Origin of the sequence: Haemophilus haemolyticus, assembly GCF_003352385.1 — a bacterium.
Classification (GTDB): Bacteria; Pseudomonadota; Gammaproteobacteria; order Enterobacterales; family Pasteurellaceae; genus Haemophilus; species Haemophilus haemolyticus_I.
Genome location: NZ_CP031243.1, coordinates 1,650,629 through 1,675,718 on the forward strand (window position 1 = coordinate 1,650,629; position 25,090 = coordinate 1,675,718).

At 36.4% G+C, this 25,090-nt stretch carries 24 protein-coding genes, 1 tRNA gene and 1 pseudogene; 8 read left to right on the forward strand and 18 right to left on the reverse strand.

The features are described 5' to 3' along the window. Positions 1 to 5: 5 nt before the first annotated feature. The 4 genes and pseudogenes from DV428_RS07990 to mreD all read left to right on the forward strand — a co-directional run bounded on the left by DV428_RS07990 (position 6) and on the right by mreD (position 4,598). Positions 6 to 1,784 (forward strand): ABC transporter ATP-binding protein/permease, encoded by a 1,779-nt coding sequence (locus DV428_RS07990; RefSeq protein ID WP_114909334.1) that lies wholly within the window; start codon positions 6 to 8, stop codon positions 1,782 to 1,784. Between the two features lie 135 nt (positions 1,785 to 1,919). After that, positions 1,920 to 2,975: a rod shape-determining protein gene (locus tag DV428_RS07995; protein ID WP_005637582.1), complete on the forward strand. Its 1,056-nt coding sequence runs from the start codon at positions 1,920 to 1,922 to the stop codon at positions 2,973 to 2,975. Positions 2,976 to 3,055: 80 nt separating this feature from the next. Next, positions 3,056 to 4,110, forward strand: a pseudogene (gene mreC / locus DV428_RS08000) (rod shape-determining protein MreC). After that, positions 4,110 to 4,598: a rod shape-determining protein MreD gene (gene mreD, locus DV428_RS08005; protein WP_114909335.1), complete on the forward strand. Its 489-nt coding sequence runs from the start codon at positions 4,110 to 4,112 to the stop codon at positions 4,596 to 4,598. The pseudogene mreC and the gene mreD overlap by 1 nt, the downstream one beginning before the upstream one ends. Before the next feature lie 53 nt (positions 4,599 to 4,651). On the opposite strand, the gene DV428_RS08010 is transcribed toward mreD, so the two are convergent. Genes DV428_RS08010 through DV428_RS08030 form a run of 5 tightly spaced genes read right to left on the reverse strand, consistent with a single transcriptional unit; the run spans position 4,652 to position 8,750 of the window. Beyond that, positions 4,652 to 5,428 (reverse strand): TIGR01619 family protein, encoded by a 777-nt coding sequence (locus DV428_RS08010; protein ID WP_114909336.1) that lies wholly within the window; start codon positions 5,426 to 5,428, stop codon positions 4,652 to 4,654. A gap of 9 nt (positions 5,429 to 5,437) precedes the next feature. Beyond that, on the reverse strand, positions 5,438 to 6,241 hold the full coding sequence (xthA, locus tag DV428_RS08015; protein ID WP_114909337.1) for an exodeoxyribonuclease III: 804 nt from the start codon (positions 6,239 to 6,241) through the stop codon (positions 5,438 to 5,440). Between the two features lie 47 nt (positions 6,242 to 6,288). Next, positions 6,289 to 6,963 (reverse strand): TIGR01621 family pseudouridine synthase, encoded by a 675-nt coding sequence (locus DV428_RS08020; protein ID WP_114909338.1) that lies wholly within the window; start codon positions 6,961 to 6,963, stop codon positions 6,289 to 6,291. Then, complete coding sequence (locus tag DV428_RS08025; RefSeq protein ID WP_114909339.1) at positions 6,963 to 8,027, reverse strand: YcjF family protein; 1,065 nt, start codon at positions 8,025 to 8,027, stop codon at positions 6,963 to 6,965. The genes DV428_RS08020 and DV428_RS08025 overlap by 1 nt, the downstream gene beginning before the upstream one ends. 60 nt (positions 8,028 to 8,087) lie before the next feature. Next, a complete protein-coding gene (locus DV428_RS08030; protein ID WP_005635459.1) occupies positions 8,088 to 8,750 on the reverse strand; it encodes a Bax inhibitor-1/YccA family membrane protein in 663 nt (220 codons plus the stop codon). Between the two features lie 180 nt (positions 8,751 to 8,930). On the opposite strand from DV428_RS08030, the gene DV428_RS08035 reads away from it, so the two are divergent. Then, a tRNA-Ser gene (locus DV428_RS08035) sits at positions 8,931 to 9,020 on the forward strand. Positions 9,021 to 9,076: 56 nt separating this feature from the next. Here DV428_RS08035 and DV428_RS08040 read toward each other — a convergent pair. Beyond that, a complete protein-coding gene (locus DV428_RS08040; protein ID WP_114909340.1) occupies positions 9,077 to 9,631 on the reverse strand; it encodes a YtfJ family protein in 555 nt (184 codons plus the stop codon). A gap of 103 nt (positions 9,632 to 9,734) precedes the next feature. Here DV428_RS08040 and DV428_RS08045 point away from each other — a divergent pair, with 103 nt between their 5' ends. Further along, positions 9,735 to 10,061 carry a zinc ribbon domain-containing protein YjdM gene (locus DV428_RS08045; RefSeq protein ID WP_005628024.1) on the forward strand — a complete coding sequence of 109 codons (327 nt, stop codon included), beginning with the start codon at positions 9,735 to 9,737 and terminating at the stop codon, positions 10,059 to 10,061. A 51-nt stretch (positions 10,062 to 10,112) separates the two neighbouring features. On the opposite strand, the gene DV428_RS08050 is transcribed toward DV428_RS08045, so the two are convergent. The 7 genes from DV428_RS08050 to DV428_RS08080 are packed head-to-tail and all read right to left on the reverse strand — an operon-like array spanning position 10,113 to position 16,446. Beyond that, entirely contained in the window at positions 10,113 to 10,751 is a 639-nt protein-coding gene (locus tag DV428_RS08050) for a bifunctional 4-hydroxy-2-oxoglutarate aldolase/2-dehydro-3-deoxy-phosphogluconate aldolase (RefSeq protein WP_114909341.1), read from the reverse strand. Positions 10,752 to 10,766: 15 nt separating this feature from the next. Then, the gene (locus DV428_RS08055; protein WP_162790802.1) at positions 10,767 to 11,612 is read right to left on the reverse strand and encodes an SDR family oxidoreductase; all 846 of its coding nucleotides are present in this window, start codon (positions 11,610 to 11,612) and stop codon (positions 10,767 to 10,769) included. 11 nt (positions 11,613 to 11,623) lie between these two features. Beyond that, positions 11,624 to 12,568 carry a sugar kinase gene (locus DV428_RS08060; protein ID WP_114909343.1) on the reverse strand — a complete coding sequence of 315 codons (945 nt, stop codon included), beginning with the start codon at positions 12,566 to 12,568 and terminating at the stop codon, positions 11,624 to 11,626. Between the two features lie 19 nt (positions 12,569 to 12,587). Further along, positions 12,588 to 13,859: a TRAP transporter large permease gene (locus tag DV428_RS08065; RefSeq protein WP_005668000.1), complete on the reverse strand. Its 1,272-nt coding sequence runs from the start codon at positions 13,857 to 13,859 to the stop codon at positions 12,588 to 12,590. Positions 13,860 to 13,868: 9 nt separating this feature from the next. Then, positions 13,869 to 14,366 (reverse strand): TRAP transporter small permease, encoded by a 498-nt coding sequence (locus tag DV428_RS08070; protein ID WP_081277682.1) that lies wholly within the window; start codon positions 14,364 to 14,366, stop codon positions 13,869 to 13,871. Positions 14,367 to 14,404: 38 nt separating this feature from the next. After that, positions 14,405 to 15,391 (reverse strand): DctP family TRAP transporter solute-binding subunit, encoded by a 987-nt coding sequence (locus tag DV428_RS08075; protein WP_114909344.1) that lies wholly within the window; start codon positions 15,389 to 15,391, stop codon positions 14,405 to 14,407. Positions 15,392 to 15,417: 26 nt separating this feature from the next. After that, a complete protein-coding gene (locus tag DV428_RS08080) occupies positions 15,418 to 16,446 on the reverse strand; it encodes a zinc-binding dehydrogenase (RefSeq protein ID WP_114909345.1) in 1,029 nt (342 codons plus the stop codon). Between the two features lie 160 nt (positions 16,447 to 16,606). Between DV428_RS08080 and DV428_RS08085 the strand changes: the two genes are divergently transcribed. Next, positions 16,607 to 17,356 (forward strand): GntR family transcriptional regulator, encoded by a 750-nt coding sequence (locus DV428_RS08085; protein ID WP_005687499.1) that lies wholly within the window; start codon positions 16,607 to 16,609, stop codon positions 17,354 to 17,356. Between the two features lie 27 nt (positions 17,357 to 17,383). Beyond that, the gene (uxuA, locus tag DV428_RS08090; protein ID WP_114909346.1) at positions 17,384 to 18,568 is read left to right on the forward strand and encodes a mannonate dehydratase; all 1,185 of its coding nucleotides are present in this window, start codon (positions 17,384 to 17,386) and stop codon (positions 18,566 to 18,568) included. A gap of 53 nt (positions 18,569 to 18,621) precedes the next feature. Here uxuA and DV428_RS08095 read toward each other — a convergent pair whose 3' ends face one another. The 5 genes from DV428_RS08095 to msbA form a co-directional block, all read right to left on the reverse strand. Next, positions 18,622 to 19,335, reverse strand: a complete 714-nt coding sequence (locus DV428_RS08095; RefSeq protein WP_114909347.1) for a TerC family protein — start codon at positions 19,333 to 19,335, stop codon at positions 18,622 to 18,624. Between the two features lie 97 nt (positions 19,336 to 19,432). After that, a complete protein-coding gene (gene uvrC / locus DV428_RS08100) occupies positions 19,433 to 21,262 on the reverse strand; it encodes an excinuclease ABC subunit UvrC (protein WP_114909348.1) in 1,830 nt (609 codons plus the stop codon). 143 nt (positions 21,263 to 21,405) lie between these two features. Beyond that, positions 21,406 to 22,170 (reverse strand): 3-deoxy-manno-octulosonate cytidylyltransferase, encoded by a 765-nt coding sequence (gene kdsB, locus DV428_RS08105; RefSeq protein WP_114909349.1) that lies wholly within the window; start codon positions 22,168 to 22,170, stop codon positions 21,406 to 21,408. Positions 22,171 to 22,240: 70 nt separating this feature from the next. Further along, the gene (gene lpxK, locus DV428_RS08110; protein WP_114909350.1) at positions 22,241 to 23,239 is read right to left on the reverse strand and encodes a tetraacyldisaccharide 4'-kinase; all 999 of its coding nucleotides are present in this window, start codon (positions 23,237 to 23,239) and stop codon (positions 22,241 to 22,243) included. 72 nt (positions 23,240 to 23,311) lie between these two features. Continuing rightward, positions 23,312 to 25,075 (reverse strand): lipid A ABC transporter ATP-binding protein/permease MsbA, encoded by a 1,764-nt coding sequence (gene msbA / locus DV428_RS08115; RefSeq protein WP_114909351.1) that lies wholly within the window; start codon positions 25,073 to 25,075, stop codon positions 23,312 to 23,314. Positions 25,076 to 25,090: the final 15 nt, after the last annotated feature.

Below are 25,090 nucleotides of genomic sequence, written 5' to 3' on the forward strand. Positions count from 1 at the left end.
TATTTATGGATTACGGCCAAGAAGCCATTACTTCTCTTATTTGGATTTTACAAACGCTAGCCATCACCTCTGTCGTCTTTAGTTTTGGCATTTTTCTTTTGGTGCGTTTTACCCAATGGGGAAAACAATTTTGGATGTTTGCAGGTGGCTATCTTTCACCTAAACGTAGCATAAAACCGATCCTATTCTTTCTACTTATTGTTGCGATGACATTACTCAGCGTACGTATCAGTCTTGTACATTCTGAGTGGTACAAAAATATGTACACATCATTGCAAGAATTTAATGAACATGTATTTTGGCAACAAATGGGCTTGTTCTGCGTCATTGCCGCAAGCTCTGTTTCAGCAGCATTAGTAAGCTATTATTTAGAGCAACGTTTCGTCATCAACTGGATTGAGTGGCTTAACGAACAGCTTGTTGATAAATGGATGGCACATCGCGCCTATTACAAAACACAGTATTTATCAGAAAATCTAGATAACCCCGATCAACGTATTCAACAAGATGTCCAATCTTATGTAAAAACCACGCTTTCTTTAAGCACTGGAGTCATTGATGCGGTCACCTCGATGATCTCTTACACGATTTTGTTATGGGGATTAGCCGGTCCAATGATGATACTTGGCGTGGAAATTCCACATATGATGGTGTTCTTAGTATTTGGCTATGTCATTTTCACTACCCTCATTGCATTTTGGCTCGGTCGTCCATTAATCTCTTTGAATTTTATTAATGAACGCTTAAACGCAAACTATCGTTATTCTTTAATTCGCATAAAAGAATATGCCGAAAGTATTGCTTTTTATGCAGGTGAAAAGGTAGAAAAAAATCAGCTTTATCAACAATTCAATGCTGTCATCCATAACATGTGGGTCATAGTATTTAGAACGCTAAAATTTTCAGGATTTAACTTAGTCGTAAGCCAGGTTTCTGTTGTTTTCCCATTGTTAATTCAAGTTGGACGTTACTTTGAAAAACAAATAAAACTCGGTGATTTAATGCAAACTTTACAAGTATTTGGAAAATTGCACAGTAATCTTTCATTTTTCCGTAATACTTACGATAGTTTTGCTGGATATAAAGCAACGCTCGATCGTTTAACCGGTTTCAGCTATGCCATTGAAATGGTGAATCATGAATCGCAAACACAAATCCACAATCACCCCACAGATGTGATTTTCAAAAACTTAAGTATTAAAAATCCATTAGGCCACACACTGGTAGAAAATCTCAATATTACGCTACCACAAGGAAGTAGTTTACTCATTCAAGGAAAATCTGGTGCAGGGAAAACGACACTTTTACGAACAATCGCTGGGCTCTGGAGCTACGCAGAAGGTGAAGTAATTTGTCCAATAAACAGTCAACTTTTCTTATCGCAAAAACCCTATTTGCCACAAGGAAATTTGATTTCAGCATTAACTTATCCCAATAAGCCAGACAATATTTCACATACGCAAGCGGTAGAAATATTAAACAAAGTGCAACTGGGACATTTGGCTGAACAATTAGAAAAAGAACAAGACTGGACGCGTATTCTTTCTCTTGGTGAGCAACAGCGTTTAGCGTTTGCGCGTTTGATTCTACACAAGCCTGCCGTAGCCTTCTTAGATGAAGCCACAGCAAGTATGGACGAAGGTTTAGAATTTGCGATGTATCAACTATTAAAACAAGAGCTACCAAAAACCACGCTAATCAGTGTTGGCCACCGTTCAACGCTAAAAGCATTACATCAACAACAACTGATTTTGCAAGATAAAGGTCAGTGGCAACTAATGTAAAAAACACGAAAAACAACTGTAATTTCAACGCATTTTTTGGTACATTTAGCACAATTTTTTGCGTGCTTGGCAATGAGATAATTTCACTTTTTTCAGCCAAGCAAAATTAACTCTGATTTTAGAAATAGGATAATTATGTTATTTAAAAAAATTCGTGGACTTTTCTCAAACGATCTTTCTATCGACTTAGGTACTGCAAACACATTAATTTATGTGAAAGGTCAAGGTATTGTCTTAGATGAGCCTTCGGTTGTTGCCATTCGACAAGATCGCGTTGGTTCACTAAAAAGCATCGCGGCTGTAGGTAAAGAAGCAAAATTAATGCTTGGACGTACACCAAAAAGCATCGCTGCCATTCGCCCAATGAAAGATGGCGTAATCGCAGATTTCTTTGTTACAGAAAAAATGTTGCAATACTTTATCAAACAAGTTCACAGCGGTAATTTTATGCGCCCAAGCCCTCGTGTACTTGTCTGTGTGCCTGCTGGTGCAACACAAGTAGAACGTCGTGCAATTAAAGAATCCGCAATCGGTGCTGGTGCGCGTGAAGTATATTTAATTGAAGAACCAATGGCAGCCGCAATCGGCGCTAAATTACCCGTTTCTACTGCGGTTGGTTCCATGGTAATTGACATCGGTGGTGGTACGACTGAAGTCGCTGTTATTTCTTTAAACGGTATCGTATATTCTTCTTCAGTTCGTATCGGTGGTGACCGTTTTGATGAAGCGATCATTTCTTATGTTCGCCGCACTTTTGGTTCTGTTATCGGTGAACCAACGGCAGAACGAATCAAACAAGAAATCGGTACAGCCTATATTCAAGAAGGTGATGAAATTAAAGAAATGGAAGTGCATGGTCACAATCTTGCAGAAGGTGCGCCTCGTTCATTCACCTTAACCTCACGTGATGTGTTAGAAGCTATTCAACAGCCCTTAAATGGTATTGTTGCAGCCGTTCGAACCGCACTTGAAGAATGTCAGCCAGAACATGCAGCAGACATTTTTGAGCGTGGTATGGTATTAACTGGTGGTGGTGCACTACTACGCAATATCGATATTCTCCTTTCTAAAGAATCGGGAGTGCCAGTCATCATTGCTGAAGATCCATTAACCTGTGTTGCTCGCGGTGGTGGTGAAGCATTAGAAATGATCGATATGCACGGTGGCGATATTTTTAGTGACGAAATTTAATTTAGAACAAAAATAAAAAGTGCGGTTAAAAATGACCGCACTTTTCCTTTTAATCTTTTTATCTCAACGTAGGACGCTTAATGAAGCCTATTTTCGGTAAAGCCCCCCGCTTGGCATTCGGTTATTATTAGCTGTAGCAGCTTCCCTTTCTTTAATCTTAGCTGATGGTCAAACTAATTCAATGACTAAAGCTCGCAGCGCCATGGAAACTGCAGTGGGTGGGCTCTATTATCTTGCCAATAGCCCTCGTACCGTATTAGATGGGGTATCAGATAATTTAGTGGATACAAGTAAATTACAAATCGAAAATAAAGTATTACGCGAACAATTACGTGAAAAAAATGCAGATTTACTCTTACTAGATCAACTCAAAGTCGAGAATCAGCGTTTACGTTTATTGTTAAACTCCCCTTTACGCACAGATGAATACAAAAAGATTGCGGAAATTTTAACTGCAGAAACTGATATTTATCGTCAACAAATTGTTATTAACCAAGGCGAAAAAGACGGTGCATATGTAGGCCAACCTGTAATTGATGAAAAAGGCGTCATTGGTCAAATTATTTCTGTGGGTGAGAATACCAGCCGAGTATTACTCTTAACTGATGTCACTCATTCTATTCCAGTACAAGTTCTACGTAACGATGTTCGCGTCATTGCAAGTGGAACTGGGCATACTGATGAGCTAACTCTTGATAATGTACCTCGTTCTGTGGATATTGAGAAAGGCGACTTACTTGTAACGTCTGGTCTTGGTGGCCGTTTCCTTGAAGGCTATCCAGTAGCGGTTGTACAAAGTGTTTCACGAGATGGTTCCAATTACTTTGCGACTGTCAAAGCTAAACCTCTCGCCGCCCTTGAACGCTTGCGCTATGTATTACTTCTTTGGCCAAGCAATTTAGATATGTCTAAAGTAAAATCGATGTCTCCAGAAGAAGTGCGTAATTTAGTGCAAAAACGTTTAGAAAGCCAAGCAAATGAAGCTGATTACAAAGTAAAAAAAGCCCCATTAACAGACGATAATCTTCAAGAAAATAAGGATAAATCAACGGTTGAACCTGAAATTCCAACCGATGCACCACAAAATGAAGAAGCTGTACCGTCAGAACAACAAGAACATAGGGAAGAAGACTAATGCAAACTCGCTTTATTCTACAATGGCTCACAATTTTAAGCTTCTTTGTCGTGGCATTAGTGCTAGAACTCGCACCCTGGCCACTTGGTTTTCAGGCATTTAAGCCTGCTTGGTTAGTTCTCGTTTTACTTTACTGGGTTCTGGCTATTCCAAATAAAGTCAGTATTGGATGGGCATTTTTATTGGGTCTGGTATGGGATTTAATCCTAGGTTCCACATTGGGTATTCATGCCCTAGTCCTTTCTGTGACAATTTATTTGGTGGCAAAAAACTATCTGGTACTAAGAAATTTATCGCTTTGGTTTCAAAGCCTTTTAGTGATTGCGTTTATATTTATTGTTAGATTAGCTATTTTCTTAGTCGAATTCTCCCTGCATACCGCATTTTTTAACTGGCAAGAAATCTTTGGGGCTTTAGCGTCAGGAATATTATGGCCATGGGTATTTTTATTAATGCGTAAAATACGCCGAAAAGTTAAATTACATTAAAAAAAGAGAGATAAATATCTCTCTTTTTTTATGACTTACGAGTATCTAAAAAACTAATTCAACTGCTTATTAGAATCCATCAAAGAATCACATTCCCAGCCGATATACTCTCCCGCAAATTGTCCAGCCAGTTTTTCAAACCGTTCTACTTGTTCAAAAATTTCACCATTATCTAATGAAATTTCTTGCTCTAATTTCACCAAGAAATAAGGTTCATCATCTTCATTAAACTGAATAGCTTGTGCGGAATATTGTAATGTCGTGAAAGAATAATCCCCTAAACTAAGTTCATCCATAAAAGGAAACATTTTTTCTTCTTCATCAAAATGAAAACTATGCTCTACCAGATATGTATCACTTAAATCACGACCTTTATTTTTCAATAAATCAAGTAACTCTTCCGTTGCATTTAACTTAATCTCTAATGGTGAAGCGAGCAAAAAGTCAAAATAAGTATCCCAACTTAAATCCTTTTGTACATTAATATCTTTAACAAAATCAATTTGTTGTAAAGTTTCTACAACAAGATTTTCATGCTCACAGTAAAAATGCATTTTCGCTTGGGAATTACAAATAAAATGTCCTGCAAAAAATACATTCGGAAGTGCGGTTAATTGCGCCAGAATTTTAAATACACGATTAATTAACTTATCGTACTCAACTTCTGAAGGCAAACCGGTTTCATCATCTGCTTTATAAGCGATAGTGAATTGCACTATTTTATCGAGATCTTTACCGTGATATTTTTCAACATCTTCAATATTTGCGGTAAACACGGCAGGCATACCATTCACGGTAGAACGATAATTCTGCCAATTTGCCATATCCATTTCGCTTTCCTATTTAAATTCAGCCCAAATCGGTGCATGATCAGAAGGTTTTTCCATAGCTCGAATATCCAATGCTATGCCCACATCGACACAGCGTTCAGCTAATTTTTGACTTACTAAAATATGATCAATTCGTAAACCTCGATTATCATCAAAACCTTTAGAACGGTAATCAAACCACGAGAATTTATCATTTGCTGTTGGGTTTAGCTTACGGAAACTATCTTCTAATCCGTAATCATATAAACGTTGATACCACGCTCGTTCTTCAGGTAAGAAAGAACATTTCCCCGTGCGTAACCAACGTTTACGATTTTCATCTCCGATACCAATATCTAAATCACTTGGGCTAATATTCATATCGCCCATAATTAAAATAGGATTCGATTTGTCGTGTTCTGTTTCTAAATATTTTTGAAGATCTGCATAAAATTTCTCTTTAGCTGGAAATTTAGTCTCGTGCGCACGGCTTTCCCCTTGAGGGAAATAGCCATTAATGACAGTCAACAAACCAAATTCAGTTTCAAGATCAGCCATAATAATGCGTTTTTGCGCATCTTCATTGTCAGTTGAAAAACCACGACGAACCGCTTTAGGTTCTTGTTTAGTCAATAATGCTACGCCATAGTGACCTTTCTGTCCGTGATGAAATACGTGATAACCTAAGTTTTCTGTAATTTCATAAGGAAAAGCCTCATCAGCGACTTTAATTTCTTGCAAGCCGATTACATCTGGCTGATATCTTTCAATAATGGCTTCAAGTTGATGTGGGCGAGCACGTAAACCATTTATATTAAAAGAGATAAATTTCATTTTTGTTCCTATTAAAGAGTAAAATTGTCTTTATTATACAGAGATTTCTATTTTGATAAAAACGGCTTTGCCAGATAAGCCTTAATTTGCTCAAACACACTGGATTTAATCCAAAATTGACCTTGAGAGGGTAAACAAGTTACCGAAATAAAATCATTCAAATAATCAAATTCCAATTGAGCAGCATGCAAATAAGTGCGGTCAATTTTTTCAGTGTTTTTACCATAAAGCCCATCGCCTAAAATCGGACTACCTAAACTTTTCATCGCAACACGTAATTGATGCGTTTTCCCCGTTTGTGGTTTTAAAATAAATAAACGTAAATTAGGCTCACAGCTTACACTTGCAAAACGCGTAATTGCGGGATTATCTTTTGTTTGGCAAAGTTTCCATGCGCCATCTCGGGCTTTCTTCATATCCCCAATGATCAATCCTTGTTTCTTTTTAGGCTTTTGGTTACTTAATGCCAGATACGTTTTATGAATTTTATGTTCAGAAAAAAGTCGTGAAAATTCAGCCGCACTTTCAGCATTCAGCGCCAAAATTAATAGCCCCGACGTCACTTTATCCAAGCGATGAACTAACCATACTTGAGGCACATTCAATTGTTTTGCAACAAGTTCTGTTAAGCCTTGTTCTTCTTGATCTTTATGAACACTAATACCTTCAGGCTTGTTGATAATAATAAAATCGCTATGTTGATAAACAACCTCGATTTCCATCAGATTTGCTCCTTTTTGTAAATTTTGTTTTTACCGAGAACAATATCTTTCACCGAGCTAAGTAATTCCTGTTGAATATGTGAGAGCTTTGGTTTTTCATTTAATTGAAATGCTAATGGGCGACAAAGCTCCATTGCTTTCACGCCTAATCTAGCAGTGAGCAATCCCACGCCGATTCCTTGAGCTATACGCGCAGAAAGTTTTGCTGTCACATCTTGAGAAAGCCAATCCATTCCAATATCTTGTGCTACTTCGGTTGCCCCAGTAAAAGCGATATTGACCAATACCATTCTTAACAATCGAATACGCGAAAAATACCCTAATTCAATTCCATAAATTTCAGCAATCTTATTCATTAATCGAAGATTTCTCCACGCAATAAAAAACATATCTACTACAGCAAGTGGACTAATCGCGACAATCACAGCTGATTCAGCAGCCATTTTACTAATCAATTTTTTAGCTTGTGCATCAAAAGAAGACAAAACATGACGACTGAATAAATGCGTAATTTCTTGCGCTGAATAAGCTTCATTTAATTGGTGTTGCCATTGAATTACTGCTGGAGAATCATTTTCCAAACGTAGAGATTTTGCAATATCTAAGCAAAGAATTTTACTTTTTTCTGCGTTATGAACGGAAAAAACATCACCATTTTTTACCGCACTTTCCAACCAGATCTGCTGACTTTGTTGTTGCAATTGCTCACGTTTTTTTAAACAAACTAAACGTCGCCACTCACCAATAATCTCTTTAATACCCAATAAAATGACAATTAAACTGACTAAAGCAAAAGCAAGATAAATCCATTGATGTTGTTGATAGCTATCCCAAATCCACTGCACGGATTGCGCAACTGTCGCTGCACCAAATAAAAGTGCGGTAAATTTTAATAAAGTTTTTCTAAAACTGGATTTTGGTTTCAATGCTTGTTCAAGTTGAGCATCAAGTAACTCTCCGTCCAACGCTTCATCTAGCTTTGCTTCCATATTATGGAATTCTTGCTTGGGCTGATAGTGTTCTTCCTCTACATTAACTGAATGTTCAAAAATTTGTTTTTCCATTGCCTATTCCAAAAAAATAACCCCACTGAAAAGTGGGGTCACAACGTCAAAATTCAATCATTATTCATCGCTTGAGAAGATAGAAAGTAATCTTAATAAACTCAAGAATAAATTGTAGATTGAAACATAAATATTCACGGTTGCGCGAATGTAATTCGTTTCACCACCATGGATGATATTACTGGTTTCATACAAAATAGTCATTGTAGAGAACACAACAAATAATGCACTAATTGCGACTGATAACGCAGGAATTTGGAAGAAGAAACTTGCCACCATACCAAGTAATAACACAATAAATAATGCGAACATTGCGCTTGATAAAAATGACATATCTTTTTTCGTAGTCAATACATAAGCGGAACACGCGAAAAATACGATAGCAGTTCCTGCGAATGCAAGCATAATCAAATCTTCCATTCCACGTGCCACATACATATTTAAAATTGGCCCGATGGTATATCCCATAAATCCGGTGAAAGCAAAGGCCGCCAAAATACCAGCAGGGCGATCAGCTAATTTATTTGTTAAGAAAAGTAAGCCATAAAAACCTACTAGTAACACAATAATATTTGGATATGGCAAGTTTAGGCTCATTGAAATAAATGCAACAACCGCTGAAAATGCCATGGTTAATCCCAATAAAAAATACGTGTTACGCAACACTTTATGTGTGCTGAGTAGCGATTCCTGCTGAGCATCCACAATAAGACGTGATTGCATAAAAGCTCCTTGTAAAATAAGTAAAAAGTCTTCTGTAAAGTAAGGGCTAGGGGTAAAAAAGTCAATGGTATTGATAGAATTAATTTCATCAAAATGAATAAATTATCATCACCTAAACTTAAATCATGAGATTTCTGTTTACATCAATAAAATATTCATTATACTACGCCCATCAATCACGGAGGAATGGTCGAGTGGTTGAAGGCACCGGTCTTGAAAACCGGCGAGGGTTTACGCCCTCCTAGGGTTCGAATCCCTATTCCTCCGCCATCAGAATTAAAAAATCCCTAAGTCGAAAGGCTTAGGGATTTTTACTTTTTATTACATTATTTGGTTAATCCATTCACCAGTGAAATAACAGCCTGAATATCGCTATCAGACAATTTTCCTTCTTTCACAAATTTTACTTTTCCCATTTTGTCTAACACAATAATTGCACTATCTTTAGGATTTAATCCCCAAGCATTTTTCACCGCACTTTTATCATCTAATACAACCTGGCTATGTGGATTTTCCTGTTTTCCTTTTTGTGCACTATTTTTTACAAACATACCAGTACCAACAATCGCATCATCAGCATTAATAATAGTCGTTGTTTGGTATTTTACAGGATTAAAATGAGATGCTTTTATCGCATCAATCATTGGCTGATTTTTCTCTTTTGCTGCAGTTCTACCAGCCAAATGATGGACTACACGCACTTTACCCGCTAATCCCGCAGAACCCCAAGGTTGAAACTCGATATCTTTTCCAGAAAGTACAATTTCACCGTACTCACTCACTTTTACCGATGGTAAAGATTGCTCTAATTGCAAATTGTGTGCCCAAGTCGAACTACTAAACATCACGCCACAAACTAAGGCAAGAATTTGTTTTTTCATACATTTTCCTCAAAAATTCATCAAAAACTTTCACGCTTTGGCGAAAGATATCTTTTTTGCTATACTCGCGCGCCTATTATATGTAATCAAGAAGGAAAACCCAATGGATCAAATGCCTAATTGCCCAAAATGTCAAAGTGAATACGTTTACCACGATTCAATTAATTTTGTTTGCCCTGATTGCGGTAATGAATGGGACAATAATGAAATTCAAGAATCAGATGACGATCAACTCATCGTAAAAGACAGCAATGGGAATTTGCTTGCGGATGGTGATGATGTACTTTTGATTAAAGATTTAAAATTAAAAGGTTCATCAGAAGTATTGAAAAAAGGTACAAAATTCAAAAACATCCGCTTAGTAAATGGCGATCATAACGTCGATTGCGGCAAAATCATGTTGAAATCCGAATTTTTGAAAAAAGCTTAATCAAAAAATGCGGTCTAAATAGACCGCACTTTGCTCTTTAAAGAAATAAATTTATTTAATAATATCAATTACTTCCCTGATCAATCGTCCAATTTCATCCCAATTTTTAGATTGAATCAATTTTTTCTCCACAAACCAAGAGCCTCCACAAGCAACAATATTAGGAATAGCGAGATAATCCCTTATGTTATGAAGCCCTATACCACCAGTCGGCATGATCTGTAACTGAGCATAAGGACCGAGCAATGCTTTAATCATTTTCACTCCGCCTGAAGCCTCCGCAGGGAAAAATTTTACCGCCGAAATTCCCATTTCTAATGCAGTTTCAATTGCCATAGGATTATTCACCCCCGGTGTTATTGGAAAATTCAAATCTTGACATAATTTCACAATTTTTGGATTTAACCCAGGAGTAACCACAAAATCTGCTCCGCTACTTTTAGCTAAAACTACTTGTTCCGCAGTTAAAACTGTGCCTGCAGCAATCAAAAAATCGGGTCGATGAGTACGCAGTAAATGAATTGCATCTGCCGCAGCTTCAGAACGGAAAGTAATCTCCGCCACAGGTAAACCATTTTTAGCCAACGTATCTGCTAGCGGCAAAATATCTTCTGCATTATCCAACGCAATTACAGGCACAATCTTGAGTTCACGAAGTTTTTCAATAATTTGTTGAGTTGTGTATGACATTTTAATTTTCTCCTATTAGACTCCACTATACGCTGAAAAACCACCATCAACAGGTAAAACTACCCCATTGACAAAAGCAGAATAATGCTCATCTATTAAGAAAAGTAATGCACCGAGCAATTCTTCTGGCTCACCAAAACGTCCCATTGGTGTATTAGTTAGGATTTTATTTGCGCGAGCGGTTGGATGACCTTCTGCATCAAATAATAAAGCGCGATTTTGATTACTAACTAAAAATCCTGGTGCTATAGCATTACAACGAATACCAACTTTTGAGAAATATACAGCAAGCCATTGAGTAAAATTACTGATTGCAGCTTTTGCACCAGAGTAAGCAGGTATCTTTGTGAGTGGCGTAAAGGCATTCATACTGGAAATATTAATAATATTTGCCCCTTGTTTACCAAGCATATCTTTTGCAAAAACTTGGGTTGGTAATAATGAACCTAAGTAATTGAGATTAAATACAAATTCTATACCAGATTTATCTAAATCAAAGAATGTTCTTGTCGTTTCATTTAAATCAAATTGATGGAACTCATTATCTGTTGTCGCTTTTGGATTATTCCCACCAGCACCATTAATTAAAATATCACAAGTGCCAAAATCAATAGCTATTTGATCACGCACTTCTTTAATATTTTCAAGTTCTAACACATTAGTTTTATAAGCTTTTGCTTTTCCACCTGATTGGTTAATTTCCTTTGCTACTTTGTCTGCTGCCTCGAAATTCAAATCTAACAGGGCAATATTAGCTTTAGTATATGCTAACTGCTTGGCTAGAAATGAACATAACACTCCACCAGCCCCCGTGATTACAATTAGCTTATTTTCTAAGTTATGGTTTGCTGCAATATTCATAGTAAACTCCATTAATTAAATTCAGATTGAAGATGAGACGTTGCGACTTTATCTATAATCGCACCTTTATGCTGAATGACGATGCCAGCAATACGATTGCCTTGCTGACAACAAATTTCGAGAGATTTATTTCGTAAATAACCGTTCAGAAATCCAGCATTAAAAGAATCACCAGCAGAGGTTGTATCCACTACATTTAAAATAGGTTCAGGCATCACTTGCCCATATTGAGATAAATACCTATCTGAAAAAATAGCACCATTCTTACCGCACTTCACAATCACTTTTGGTATACCAATTTTATGTAATCGTTCTAAAGTATCCCTAGATGTTTTATCTTTCCATAATGCTTGTTCATCATCAAAAGTCACCAAAGCTATATTGACACTAGGTAAAAGCTGCAAATAACAATCTTGAGCTTCTTCTAATGAACCCCAAAGTGCAGGGCGATAATTACTATCAAAAACAATTTCTGTGCCTTTTTTAGCTAAAGAAGATAATTGCTCAATTAAAAAAGTGCGGTCATTTTTCGGTAAGATTGCTAATGAAATACCACTTAAATAAATCACATCAACTTGCTGAAGTTCTGCAATAACCTTAGCAAAATCAGGATGTTGAACCATATAATGTGCTGCAGATTGATTACGCCAATAAAGGAACGTGCGTTCTCCTTGAGCGTCTAATTGGATTAAATAAAGACCTGGTTGATGCTGTTCATCCTGTAAAACCCAATTTGTTTGGATGCCATCAGCTTGCCAATATTTAAGCATTTGTTTACTTAAATTATCAGTTCCTAATGCAGAGACATAATGAACTTGAATCTCTTTTGATGAACTTACTCGGCTAAGATAAGTTGCAGAATTTAAGGTATCACCACCATAACTTTGCCACATTTCCGCAAAGGGTTTCCCATTGAGCTCAATCATACACTCGCCGATAAATGCTATTTTTTTCATGATGTAACTTCCTAATAAATCAAGATAACCAATTCATTGGAACAATTACAATTTCAGGAAAAAATACGATCAACATCATAATAATTGCGTAAACAAATAAGAATGGAGCAATTCCTTTGGATAATGCACCTATCCCTAATTTTGATATCCCTGAGCCTACATACAAAACTGTTCCCACGGGCGGTGTTATTAATCCTATAGATAAATTAATCACCATCATGATTCCGAAATACGCAATATCAATATTATATGCTCTTAACACTGGTAATAAGACTGGAACAAAGATTAATACCGCAGGAATTAAATCCATTACACATCCAACAAGTAATAAAAATAGCATTATAATAAACATTAAAATTGTCGGACTATCAGTTAATCCTTTAATCGTTTGGACTAATTCTGTTGGAATTTGAGCAACTGTAATCGCAAAAGCAGATATCATTGCTGATGCAGCAACAAACATTACCATTGATGTTGTTTTGATGGTACCAATGAAGACGTCTTTCAATTTAGAAAATGTTAAGCCTTTATAAGCAATACTTACTATGCCAGCATAAATTGCAGCAACAACTCCAGCTTCTGTTGGAGTAAAAATTCCTCCTCTTAATCCCACAATAATAATGATAGGTAATAATAAAGGCCAAAATGCTTTTTTAAAAGCAACCCATCTTTCTTTGCCAGTTTGTTTTCTTTCTAGACTTGTATCATTATTTCTATACAAAATTTTCCAAGTAACCCATAATCCAACGACCATTAATAAGCCTGGTACAGTTCCCCCCATAAATAATTTAGTGATAGATGCCCCAGCAGTAATACCATAAATGATCATAGGAATGCTTGGAGGAATAACAACTGAAATAATACCTGCAGCACAAATTAATCCTGTGGAACGAGCACCATCATATTTTTTAGAAATCATCATAGGAATTAGTATTGCACCTAATGCGGCCGTATCCGCTACCGCAGAACCAGATAACCCTGCAAATATCAACCCAGAGATGATTGCAACATAACCTAAACCACCTTTAATATGACCAACCATACTTGTTGCAAAATTAATGATTCGTTCAGAAATTCCTCCATGCTTCATTATTTCTCCAGTAAGCATAAAGAAAGGAATAGCCATCAAAGGAAAATTATTCGTTCCCATCACAAAGTTTTCTGTAATTAATTGCGTATCAAACATATCAAGATGATATAGCATAATACTCGCACTCAACAGCATTGATAGTGCTACAGGTACACCAAGAAATAACAATAAGAATAAACTACACAAAAATAATAGTAACATTATAAGCTCCTATTTATCAGAGGATTCTTTATAATCTTTAATCATGCTAAACATGACGATAAAAAAGTAAGATACGGAAGATATAACAGCAGCTAAATATAAAAAAGATGAAGATATACCTGTAGCTGGCATTTGTTGAGTATAGGTCAAAGACATCAGTTGTAATGCACCATAAGCTATAAAAATCATTGCAATTAGGACACATATATTTGCAACTATTAAGACTATTTTTCTATACTTTTCAGGCAACGAAGAAATAATAATATCAACAGTAAGATGAGCTTTATCCTTGGCAACAAGGATAATCCCAAAGAAAATCATATATACAAAACAAATCCTAGAAAACTCTTCAGAAAATGCAATTCCAGAATCGAAGAAGTACCTCAAGACAGAATTAAAAAACACGAGAGAAATCATAATAACTAATGCTAAGATAGAAAGATATTCTAATGCTTTGTCTAAATACTTTGCTATTTTCATAAAACAAGCTCCTTCTTTATCCCCCATGAGCAATTTATAAAATTGAACATAGGGGATCTTATTAATTATTTAGCTTCATTAATTTTTTGAACTACATCCTTAGCCCAATCATATTTTTTATAAAAACTATCATAAAGCACCTTAGATGCATTCACCATATCATTTTTAAATACTTCACTTGGTACGATAATTTCATTTCCATGTTTAGCTAGATAATCTTTAACTTCTAATTCTGTTTTAATTGCTAATTCCCACTCTTTCTCTTGATACAATTTAGCCGCTTTTTCAAAAATAATTTGATCTTCTTTTGGAATTTTATTCCAAGTTTTTAAGCTAATTTGCAATAATCCTGGAGAGAAAATATGGTTACTTTGGATAATATATTTTTGTACTTCATATAACCCAGAGTCTTTAATTAACATATACGGATTTTCTTGACCATCAATTACCTTTTGTTCTAATGCAGTAAAAACTTCACTGAGCGGCATGCTTTGTGGATTTATATTCATTGCTTTAGCCCAATCAACAAAAAGTGAATTCAGCGGAACTCTTAAACGTAAACCTTTAAAATCGTCAAATTTCTCTAATTTTTTATTAGATGAAATAACACGAAATCCATTTATACCATAGGCAAGTAATTTAATTCCATACTTCTCCATTTTTTGGCCAATTTTATTTGCGATTGGAGATTCCAATACTTTTTTAGCCTCTTGATTATCCTTAAATAAATAAGGCCATTCCCAAACTCCAAAAATAGGATCTACATTTTGCAATAATAAACCTGTAATACCTGCTTCTATAGTGCCATTACGTAATCCATTTACAATTTGATCTTCACCGCCAAGTTGATTATTAGGATAAAGTCTAATCTCATATCTATGATTTGTTTCATTTTCAATTGTTTTCTTAAAATATTCCTGTAATGCAATATGTGATGGATGCATATCAGAATTATAATGTCCTAACTTAATAATTGTTTTTGCAAATGCACTGCTACTAAACAATATACTTGAAGCAAGTAATAATTTACCTAAGCCTTTAATTGACTTCATAACCTTCTCCTTATTGATTATGTTTTTTAGAAAACTGCATTAATTTTTAAATAATTTTCTGGATGATCAGATAAATCAGAAATAAAACTAGGAATTTCTTCAAATTTGATACACTTAGTAATGATATGAGATGCATTAATTTTATTAGTAGCAAGCATATCCAATGCCTCCTCAAATTCCCCCTTGCTTGTTCTAGAACCATAAATATTCAATTCTTTAAAGGTAATTAAATTTGTTGGTAATGGAGTTTCTGTTTTTGGCCATCCTGTTAAAGCAATTCTTCCTGCAAAGGAGGCATAATGCAGAGTATTTTTGATAGAAATATTAGCTCCAGATGCCTCCATAACAACTTCAGCCATACGACCACTTGTAATTTCCTTAATTCTTTTAATGTCATCCTCCTTATGCGGATTTACAATATGTTCAATTCCCAAGGATTTCGCATACTCAAGACGTTGATCTAAAATATCAACTAAAATTGGGATCGCTCCATATTGAACCGCTGCTAATGCAGCCATTAACCCAATCGCACCAGCTCCAACAATTACTATGTGTTCTCCTGATTTTAGAGTTGTTCTATGTAAAGCGTGTAAAGCTATTGTTAAAGGTTCAGCTAAAGGTAATTGATGAATCGGTAGGTTATCTGGGACTTTAGTTAAAAGATGAGCGGGATGTCTAATTACCTCTTGCATACCTCCATCAATATGAACACCAATTACCTTTAATGATTCACAACAATTGGTTCTACCAATTGAACAAGGATAGCATTGACCACAAAAAACATAAGGATCAACAATTACTCGGTCTCCAACCCCCACCCCACCTGGCATACCAATTCCACTTTCAATTACTCTCCCTACAATTTCATGCCCAAGTATTCTTGGATAAGTTACTAATGGATTAGTTCCTCTATATGCACCAATATCAGAACCACAAATCCCCATTGATTCTACCTGGATAAGTACATCATTATCACTTTTTTCGGGATAAGGCACTTCTTTAACAACTACATTGTTTGGTTTTTCTAAGCATATTGCTTTGATTTGCTCCGCCATGTTTAGACTCCTTATATGCCATTGACAGAATAAAATTACTTGTTATGTTTAACTATGATATGATTATGAAACATAAAAACTCTTTTTGGAATACCAAATATCTATTTTTGTGAACTACATCACAAAAATAAAAAATTGGAATACCAATTTAAGGAAAAATATGGAAAATATAGTAAATAGAACATATACCCGAATCGGTCAATTGCTAAAACAAGATATTTCTCAAGGAATTTATAGCATTGGAGACAAACTCCCTACAGAACGAGAAATTTCTGAAAAATTTGGTGTAAGTAGAACTATTGTTAGAGAAGCAATGGTTATGTTAGAAGTAGAAAAGTTAGTAGAGGTAAAAAAAGGCTCAGGCGTTTATGTAGTAAGAACCCCCGAATCAATACATATGGAACATTCAGATTTACCAGATGTAGGTCCATTTGAACTTTTACAAGCTAGACAACTATTAGAAAGTAGTATTGCTGAATTTGCAGCGTTACAAGCGACTAAAAAAGATATTTTAAATTTAAAACAAATACTGAATCGAGAGAAAGAATTACTTACTCAGAATCAAGATGACTATAGTGCAGACAAAGATTTTCATTTGGCACTTGCAGAAATTACACAAAATGATGTGTTAGTCAAATTACAAGAACAATTGTGGCAATATCGCTTTAATAGTGCGATGTGGGCACAATTACATTCTCGTATTTTACAAAATGATTATCATCATTTATGGATAGAAGATCATCAAACAATTTTATCTGCTATTCAAAAGAAAAATGCTAATGAAGCTAGAAAAGCTATGTGGCAACACTTAGAAAATGTAAAAGTAAAATTATTTGAATTATCTGATGTAGAAGATCCACATTTTGATGGATACCTATTCAATACAAATCCAGTTGTTGTAGGTATCTAAATACTTGTAATAACATAGGAGTTAAAAATGGAACAAGCATGGCGTTGGTATGGACCAAAAGATCCTGTTTCTTTATCTGATATTCGTCAAGCAGGCGCAACTGGTATAGTCACTGCACTTCACCATATTCCTAACGGTGAAATATGGAGTATTGAAGAAATTAAAAAACGCAAAACTGAAATAGAGAATGCTGGTTTAAGCTGGTCAGTAGTGGAAAGTGTACCAGTTCATGAAGAGATTAAAACTCAGACTGGAAATTATCAAAAATGGATTAATAACTACAAACAAACTCTTCGCAATCTTGCTCAATGCAGAATTGACACTGTTTGTTACAATTTTATGCCAGTTTTAGACTGGACTCGTACCGATCTTGCTTATGAATTACCAGATGGTTCTAAAGCATTACGCTTTGATCATATCGCTTTTGCCGCATTTGAACTTCATATTCTAAAACGTCCTGATGCAGAAAAAACCTATAATCAAGAAGAACAAATTGCTGCCAGAACCTATTATGACAAGATGTCAGAGCAAGATATAGCGCAATTAACTCGCAATATTATTGCAGGCTTACCTGGGGCAGAAGAAGGTTACACTCTTGATGAATTTCAAACTCAATTAGATCGCTATAAAGATATTTCACCCGAAAAATTCCGTACGCATTTGGCTTATTTTTTAAATGAGATCGTACCTGTTGCCCAAGAAGTAGGAATCAAAATGGCGATTCATCCAGACGATCCTCCGCGCCCAATCTTAGGCTTACCACGCATAGTTTCAACTATTGAAGATATGCAATGGTTTGTAGAAACTCAACCATTACCAGCAAATGGTTTTACAATGTGTACTGGTTCTTATGGCGTACGTTCCGATAATGATCTCGTAAAAATGACAGAACAATTTGCAGATCGTATTTACTTCGCTCATTTACGTTCTACTCAACGTGAAGATAATCCACTAACCTTCCATGAAGCAGCTCATCTAGAGGGAGACGTAGATATGTTTAATGTAGTAAAAGCTTTATTAAACGAAGAATATCGTCGATTAAGCCAAGGAGAAACACGTTTAATCCCAATGCGCCCAGATCATGGGCATCAAATGTTGGATGATTTACGTAAAAAAACCAATCCTGGCTACTCTGCCATTGGTCGGTTAAAAGGTCTAGCTGAATTTCGCGGTTTAGAGATGGCATTAAAAAAAGTGTATTTCAATAAGTAAAAGAAAAAGTGCGGTCATAACAAAACATTATTTTTATCGACCGCACTTCTAATTTATTTCATCAATCTTCTCATTCTAATATTTATCATTTCGACTACAACAGAGAATCCCATTGCAAAATAGATATAACCTTTCGGGATGTGAATATCTAAACTTTCTGCAATTAAGCTAATTCCTACTAAAACTAAGAAAGCTAAAGCTAGAATTTTCAACGTTGGGTGTGTATCCACAAAATCGCCGATTGGTTTTGCAGCAAACATCATCACGCCAACGGCAATAATAATCGCCAAAATCATCACAGGAAGATGGCTTGCCATACCTACTGCTGTAATCACGGAATCTAAAGAAAATACAATATCTAGCACTGCAATTTGAATTAATACGCCAAGATAACTCACTTTATTTTTTCTTTCCGATTCATGATGGTCTTGATGATTGATTGCTTCTTTAATTTCGCCAGAACTTTTTATAATCAGGAATAAACCACCGATTAATAAAATCAAATCACGCCCAGAAATTTCTTGATTAAACACAGTAAATAACGGTGCAGTAAGTTTCATCATCCACGCTAGTGACATTAAAAGTAAAATTCTTGTCAGCATTGCCAAACCAAGTCCAACAATACGACCAGACTGGCGTTGACTTTCAGGTAAACGCCCAACTAGGATACTAATAAAAATAATATTATCGACCCCTAAAACGATCTCCAAAGCAGCAAGTGTCGCAAGTGATATCCACGCTTCAGGATCAGTAATCCATTCAAACATAATTTTTCCTATAATAGAGTTAAATAAATCCGAAAGTGCGGATCATAATGGCTTTATAATGAAAAGCAATCGTTATTTATATTTGAGAAATGATTGATTAGTCGTTTTTAAGGGTTTCAAAAATCCTTTCAGCAAGTTTAGGGGAAATCCCTGGCACTGAAGCAATTTCATCTAATGTCGCCTTTTTCACACCTTGTAAACCACCAAGATATTTAAGTAAAGCCTGACGACGTTTAGCACCCACTCCTTCAATGGTTTCTAAACCACTTTGTGTAAAGGCTTTTTGACGTTTTTTACGGTGTCCGCTTATTGCGTGATTATGGCTTTCATCACGGATGTGTTGAATCAAATGCAATGCCAAACTATCATCAGGCAAATGAATTTCGCGGTCTTGTTTGCTGATGATCAGCACTTCCTGCCCTGCTCGACGATCCACACCTTTTGCTACGCCAATTAAGTGCGGTCTATTTTTATCCCATTTTACTTGAATATGTTGGAATACTTTCATCGCACGATTTAATTGCCCTTTTCCACCATCAATAAAAATAATATCGGGAATTTTATCTTCTTCTAAATCACGCTCATAACGTTTCTGCAACGCTTGTTCCATTGCTGCATAATCATCCCCACCAGTAATGCCTTCAATATTAAAACGACGATAATCAGATTTCAGTGGGCCTTCTTGATTAAAGACAACACAAGATGCTACTGTTTGATTTCCCATCGTATGGCTTATATCGAAACATTCCATACGCTTAATTTCAGGAAGATTTAACAACTCACATAACGCTTGATAACGTTCTGACATTCGTGAAGATTGTTTAAGTTGTACATTTAAAGCCGCTTTAGCATTAACTTGTGCGAGCTGTAAGTATTTACTCTTATCACCTTTTACGCTTTCTTGAATCATCACTTTTCTGCCCGCTTGCTCCGTAAGAAGTTGTTCAAGCTCTGATTTTTCAGCTAATTGACGATCGACAATAATGCTATTCGGGATACTTCGTCCTTGATGACCTTGTAAATAAAATTGCCCCACAAAAGTTTCGGTAAGTTCCGATAAATCCGTATTAGCCGGTACTTTTGGGAAATAACTGCGGTTGCCTAGCACTTTTCCTTGACGAATAAACATCACTTGTACGCAGGCTAAACCGTGTTGATAAGCGATGGACATAATATCCATATCATCTAAACGCTCATTGGATACAAATTGTTTTTCTATAACTGAACGCACCGCCTGAATTTGATCGCGATAACGAGCCGCCTGTTCAAAATCTAAATTTCTGCTTGCCTGCTCCATTTTACCGATTAAATAATCTAACACCTGTTGATCTTTGCCTTGTAAAAATAAGCGCGCTAATTCAACTTGCTGATTATATTCTTCATCAGAAACATATCCCTGTACACAAGGTGCGGAACAACGCCCAATTTGATATTGCAAACAAGGACGAGAGCGGTTGGAATAAACGGAATTTTCACATTGGCGAACAGGGAAAAGTTTTTGCAAAAGCGATAACGTTTCACGCACGGCTCCCGCGTGAGGATAAGGCCCGAAATATTCACCTGCAAATTTTTTAGAACCACGATAAGAAGTAATTCTTGGGTGGCGTTCTTTGGTTAATAAAATAAATGGATAGGATTTATCATCACGCAATAATACGTTATAGCGAGGCTGATAAAGCTTGATGAAATTATGCTCTAGCAGTAAAGCTTCCGTTTCAGATGAAGTTAGCGTGGTGTCAATATGATGAATTGACGCCACCAACGCTTCTGTTTTTTTACTGCTCAGATTTTTACGAAAATAGCTTGAAAGACGTTTTTTTAAATCCTTTGCTTTCCCAACATAAATAACCTGATCTTTATCGTCATACATACGATAAACACCAGGTTCGTGAGAGACATCAGCGAGGAATTTTTTGTAATTGTACATAGAATATTTTACCAATAACAAAAGACATCTTGCCTTCCCTACTTTCTGGGGAAGAAACCTAAAGAGCAAAAGGGGCTTGCGATGTTAAATTTATCCCCCCTTAGCCTTCGACAGCTCCCCCGCAAGCAGGGGGAGCCAAGTATTTAATCCTTCGCCAAAATCAACCGCACTTTTTCCAAATCTTCGGTGGTATCCACCCCCACAGCTGGCACTTCTTTCGCAAGTTCTACGTGAATACGTTCTCCGTTATATAACACGCGAAGCTGCTCAAGTTTTTCTAGATTTTCAAGTTGAGTCGGTGTCCATTGCACATATTGTTTTATGAAACCCGCACGATATGCGTAAATGCCAATATGACGTAAGTAAGCGTCCGCAAGCTGTACTTTCTGCAGATCTTGTAAATTCATAAACTGATCACGATCATAAGGAATAACCGAACGGGAAAAATACAGCACATATCCCTCTTTATCTGTTAATACTTTTACTGCATTTGGATTGAATAATTCCTCGGCATCATGAATTTTGACCGCAAGGCTTGCCATATTTACATTAAATTTTGCTAAATTATCTGCCACTTGTCGCACGATAACGGGAGGAATCAAAGGCTCATCGCCTTGAATATTGACAATGATTTCATTGTCGAGAATCGCTAATTTTTCAACAACTTCTGCTAAACGCTCTGTACCAGAATTATGATGAACCGAAGTCATGCACACTTCCGCGCCAAAACTTTTGGCAACATCAGCAACATTTTCATTATCGGTGGCAATAATCACTCGGCTCGCCCCAGACTGTAGTGCTTTCTCAAATACATGTTGAATCATTGGCTTACCTACAATATCAGCAAGAGGTTTTCCAGGCAAACGACTTGATGCAAAACGAGCGGGGATAATCACGGTAAATGACATAATTTATTCCTTATTCTTTAATATTTCAGCTTTATCGGCAAGCAATCAAAACAACTGGAGATTAATCCTTTCAGACATTTCTGTATTGCTCCACAAGTTTGTCTATTTTGCTCCAAAAGTGCGGTAAATTTTCACTTTGTTTTTCAGCCTCAATAATTTCTGCATCCACAGGGACATACCACCAATTATCTTTGGCAAAAGATTGGCATTTTACGGCATCTTTTTCCGTCATAAAGAGCGGTTGATTTTCAGCAAGTTTTTCTAATTGAGACGCTTCAAAATGTTGATGATCTTGAAATGCTTGAGTTCGCTCTAATTGAATTCCTATCTTTTCTAACATAGTAAAAAAACGCTGTGGATTGCCAATCCCTGCGATGGCAACGCCTGATTGAAATTCATTTAATTGGCGTTTTTCATTGGTTTTTAAATTAATCGCGAAATGGGGTACAAGATACATAATCGCATCTGAATACTGATTTTTTCCGCCATTAGTAATCACAAAATCTACGGATTTTAATCGGCTAGGTAATTCACGCAATGGACCTGCTGGCAATACAAAACCATTTCCCAACGCACGCTCAGCATCCATTACGACAATTTCTAAATCACGCTGTAATTGATAATGCTGTAAACCATCATCAGAAATAATAATATCGCACTCTGCTTGGCTTAAGAGTAATTCAATCGCTTGCTGGCGATTCGGGGAAATCACGACAGGAACATTGGTACGTTTAGCAATCAATACAGGCTCATCGCCACCTTCAATTGGATTCGTATTTTCAGTGATGCATAACGGATACGTTTTAGATTTACTTCCGTAACCACGAGAAATCACACCTACACGCAAACCTCGTTTTTTTAATTCTTCCACAAGCCAAACAACCACGGGCGTTTTGCCATTTCCACCCACAGACAAATTCCCCACAATTATCACTGGTTTTGGTGCGCGATAAGAAGACTTCAGCCCTAAAGAGAATAAGGCGCGACGAAGTTGGCTAATCAACCAAAACAATAAAGAAAAAGGCGATAAGAGCCAAATAAGTTTGGAGTTGGAATACCAGAAGGGCATAGAAAATCCTTTCTAATAAGTGCGGATAAAATAACGCGAGTTTTTCAACTCGAGTTTTCGATAATCAATAAATTAGCCAGTAAACTGCATACTGTGTAGCTGTTTATAAGCTCCATTTTGTTCAAGCAATGCTTTATGGTTGCCGCGCTCACGAATTTCTCCGTGATCAATCACAAGAATTTCATCCGCATTTTCAATAGTTGATAAACGATGGGCGATTACGATAACAGTACGATCTTTCTTTAATTCCTCTAATGCAGATTGAATTGCTCGTTCAGATTCCGTATCTAGCGCAGATGTGGCTTCATCTAAAATTAATACTGGCGAATTACGCAATAAAGCGCGAGCAATCGCTAAACGCTGGCGTTGCCCACCTGATAGGCTCGCGCCATTTTCGCCAATTACCGTATCAAAACCTTGTGGTAATTTTTCGATAAACTCTAAAGCATAAGCCACTTTTGCTGCAGCAATAATTTCTTCGCGAGAATACTTATCTTGTGCTGCATAAGCAATATTATTCGCAATGGTATCGTTAAATAAATGTACTTGTTGAGAAACCACCGCACAGTTTTCACGTAAATTGGATAAACGATAATCTTGAATATTTACACCATCCAGTAAAATTTCGCCTTTCTCAATATCGTAAAAGCGCGTCACTAAATTAGCAATGGTCGATTTACCCGATCCAGAGCGTCCAACCAAAGCAACAGTTTTTCCTGCAGGCACGCTAAAAGAAATATTATTTAATGCAAGTTCCTCTTTTCCTTGATATGCAAAACTCACATTCTTAAATTCCAACGCACCTTTCGCGGGTTCAGCTTGGTAAGTGCCATTATCTTTTTCTGGTTCCAAATCTAAAATGGAAAATAGCGTTTGACAGGCTGCCATTCCACGCTGGAATTGAGAGTTTACGTTGGTTAAAGATTTTAATGGACGCATCATCGCCAACATAGATGAAAAAACTACCGTAAAAGAACCCGCACTTAGGTTATCTTCCGCAATTAATGGCGTGGTGGCTAAAAACAATACAGCAGCTAAAGCAAGAGATGCAATAATCTGCACAACAGGGTCGGATATGGAATCTGCGGTGACCATTTTCATGCCTTTACGACGCATATCGTTACTCACGATATCGAAACGTTCTTCTTCCACTAATTGCCCACCAAAAGAAAGCACCACTTTATGCCCTTTTAGCATTTGTTCCGTTGCAGAGGTTAATTCCCCCATTGAATCTTGCAAATTCTTACTCAATTTACGGAAAATTTTTGAGACGATGGTGATCAACACCGCAATAATTGGCCCGATCACAAATAAAACAAGGGTTAATTCCCAGCTTGTGTAAAACATTACGGCCAATAGCGAAATAATATATGCCCCCTCTCGCACAATGGTAATCAAAGATCCTGAAGAAGAACTTGCAATCATCTCAGAATCATAAGTAATACGAGAAAGTAATTTACCTGTTGAATTTCTGTCAAAGAAACTCACTGGCATAAACATCAAATGTTTAAACAAGCGGCGACGCATTGTCATGACAACTTTGCCTGATACCCAAGCCAAACAATAATTAGAAATAAAGTTGGTAATGCCGCGTAAAATAATCATCCCAACAACGACAAAAGCCATAATTTTCAAAAATGAATGGTTTGCCTTGCCAAAACCATCGTCCAACAACGGCTTTAACAAATAAATCAAACCTGAATCAGCCAACGCGTTCAAAACTAATGCAATGCCTGAAACAACAAGCCCCGCTTTAAAAGGTTTAATTGTTGGCCATAAACGCTTAAAAGTTTGTAAGGTTGAAAAATCATTTTCTTGTAATTTTTGCTCTTGCATAATCGCTATCTAATG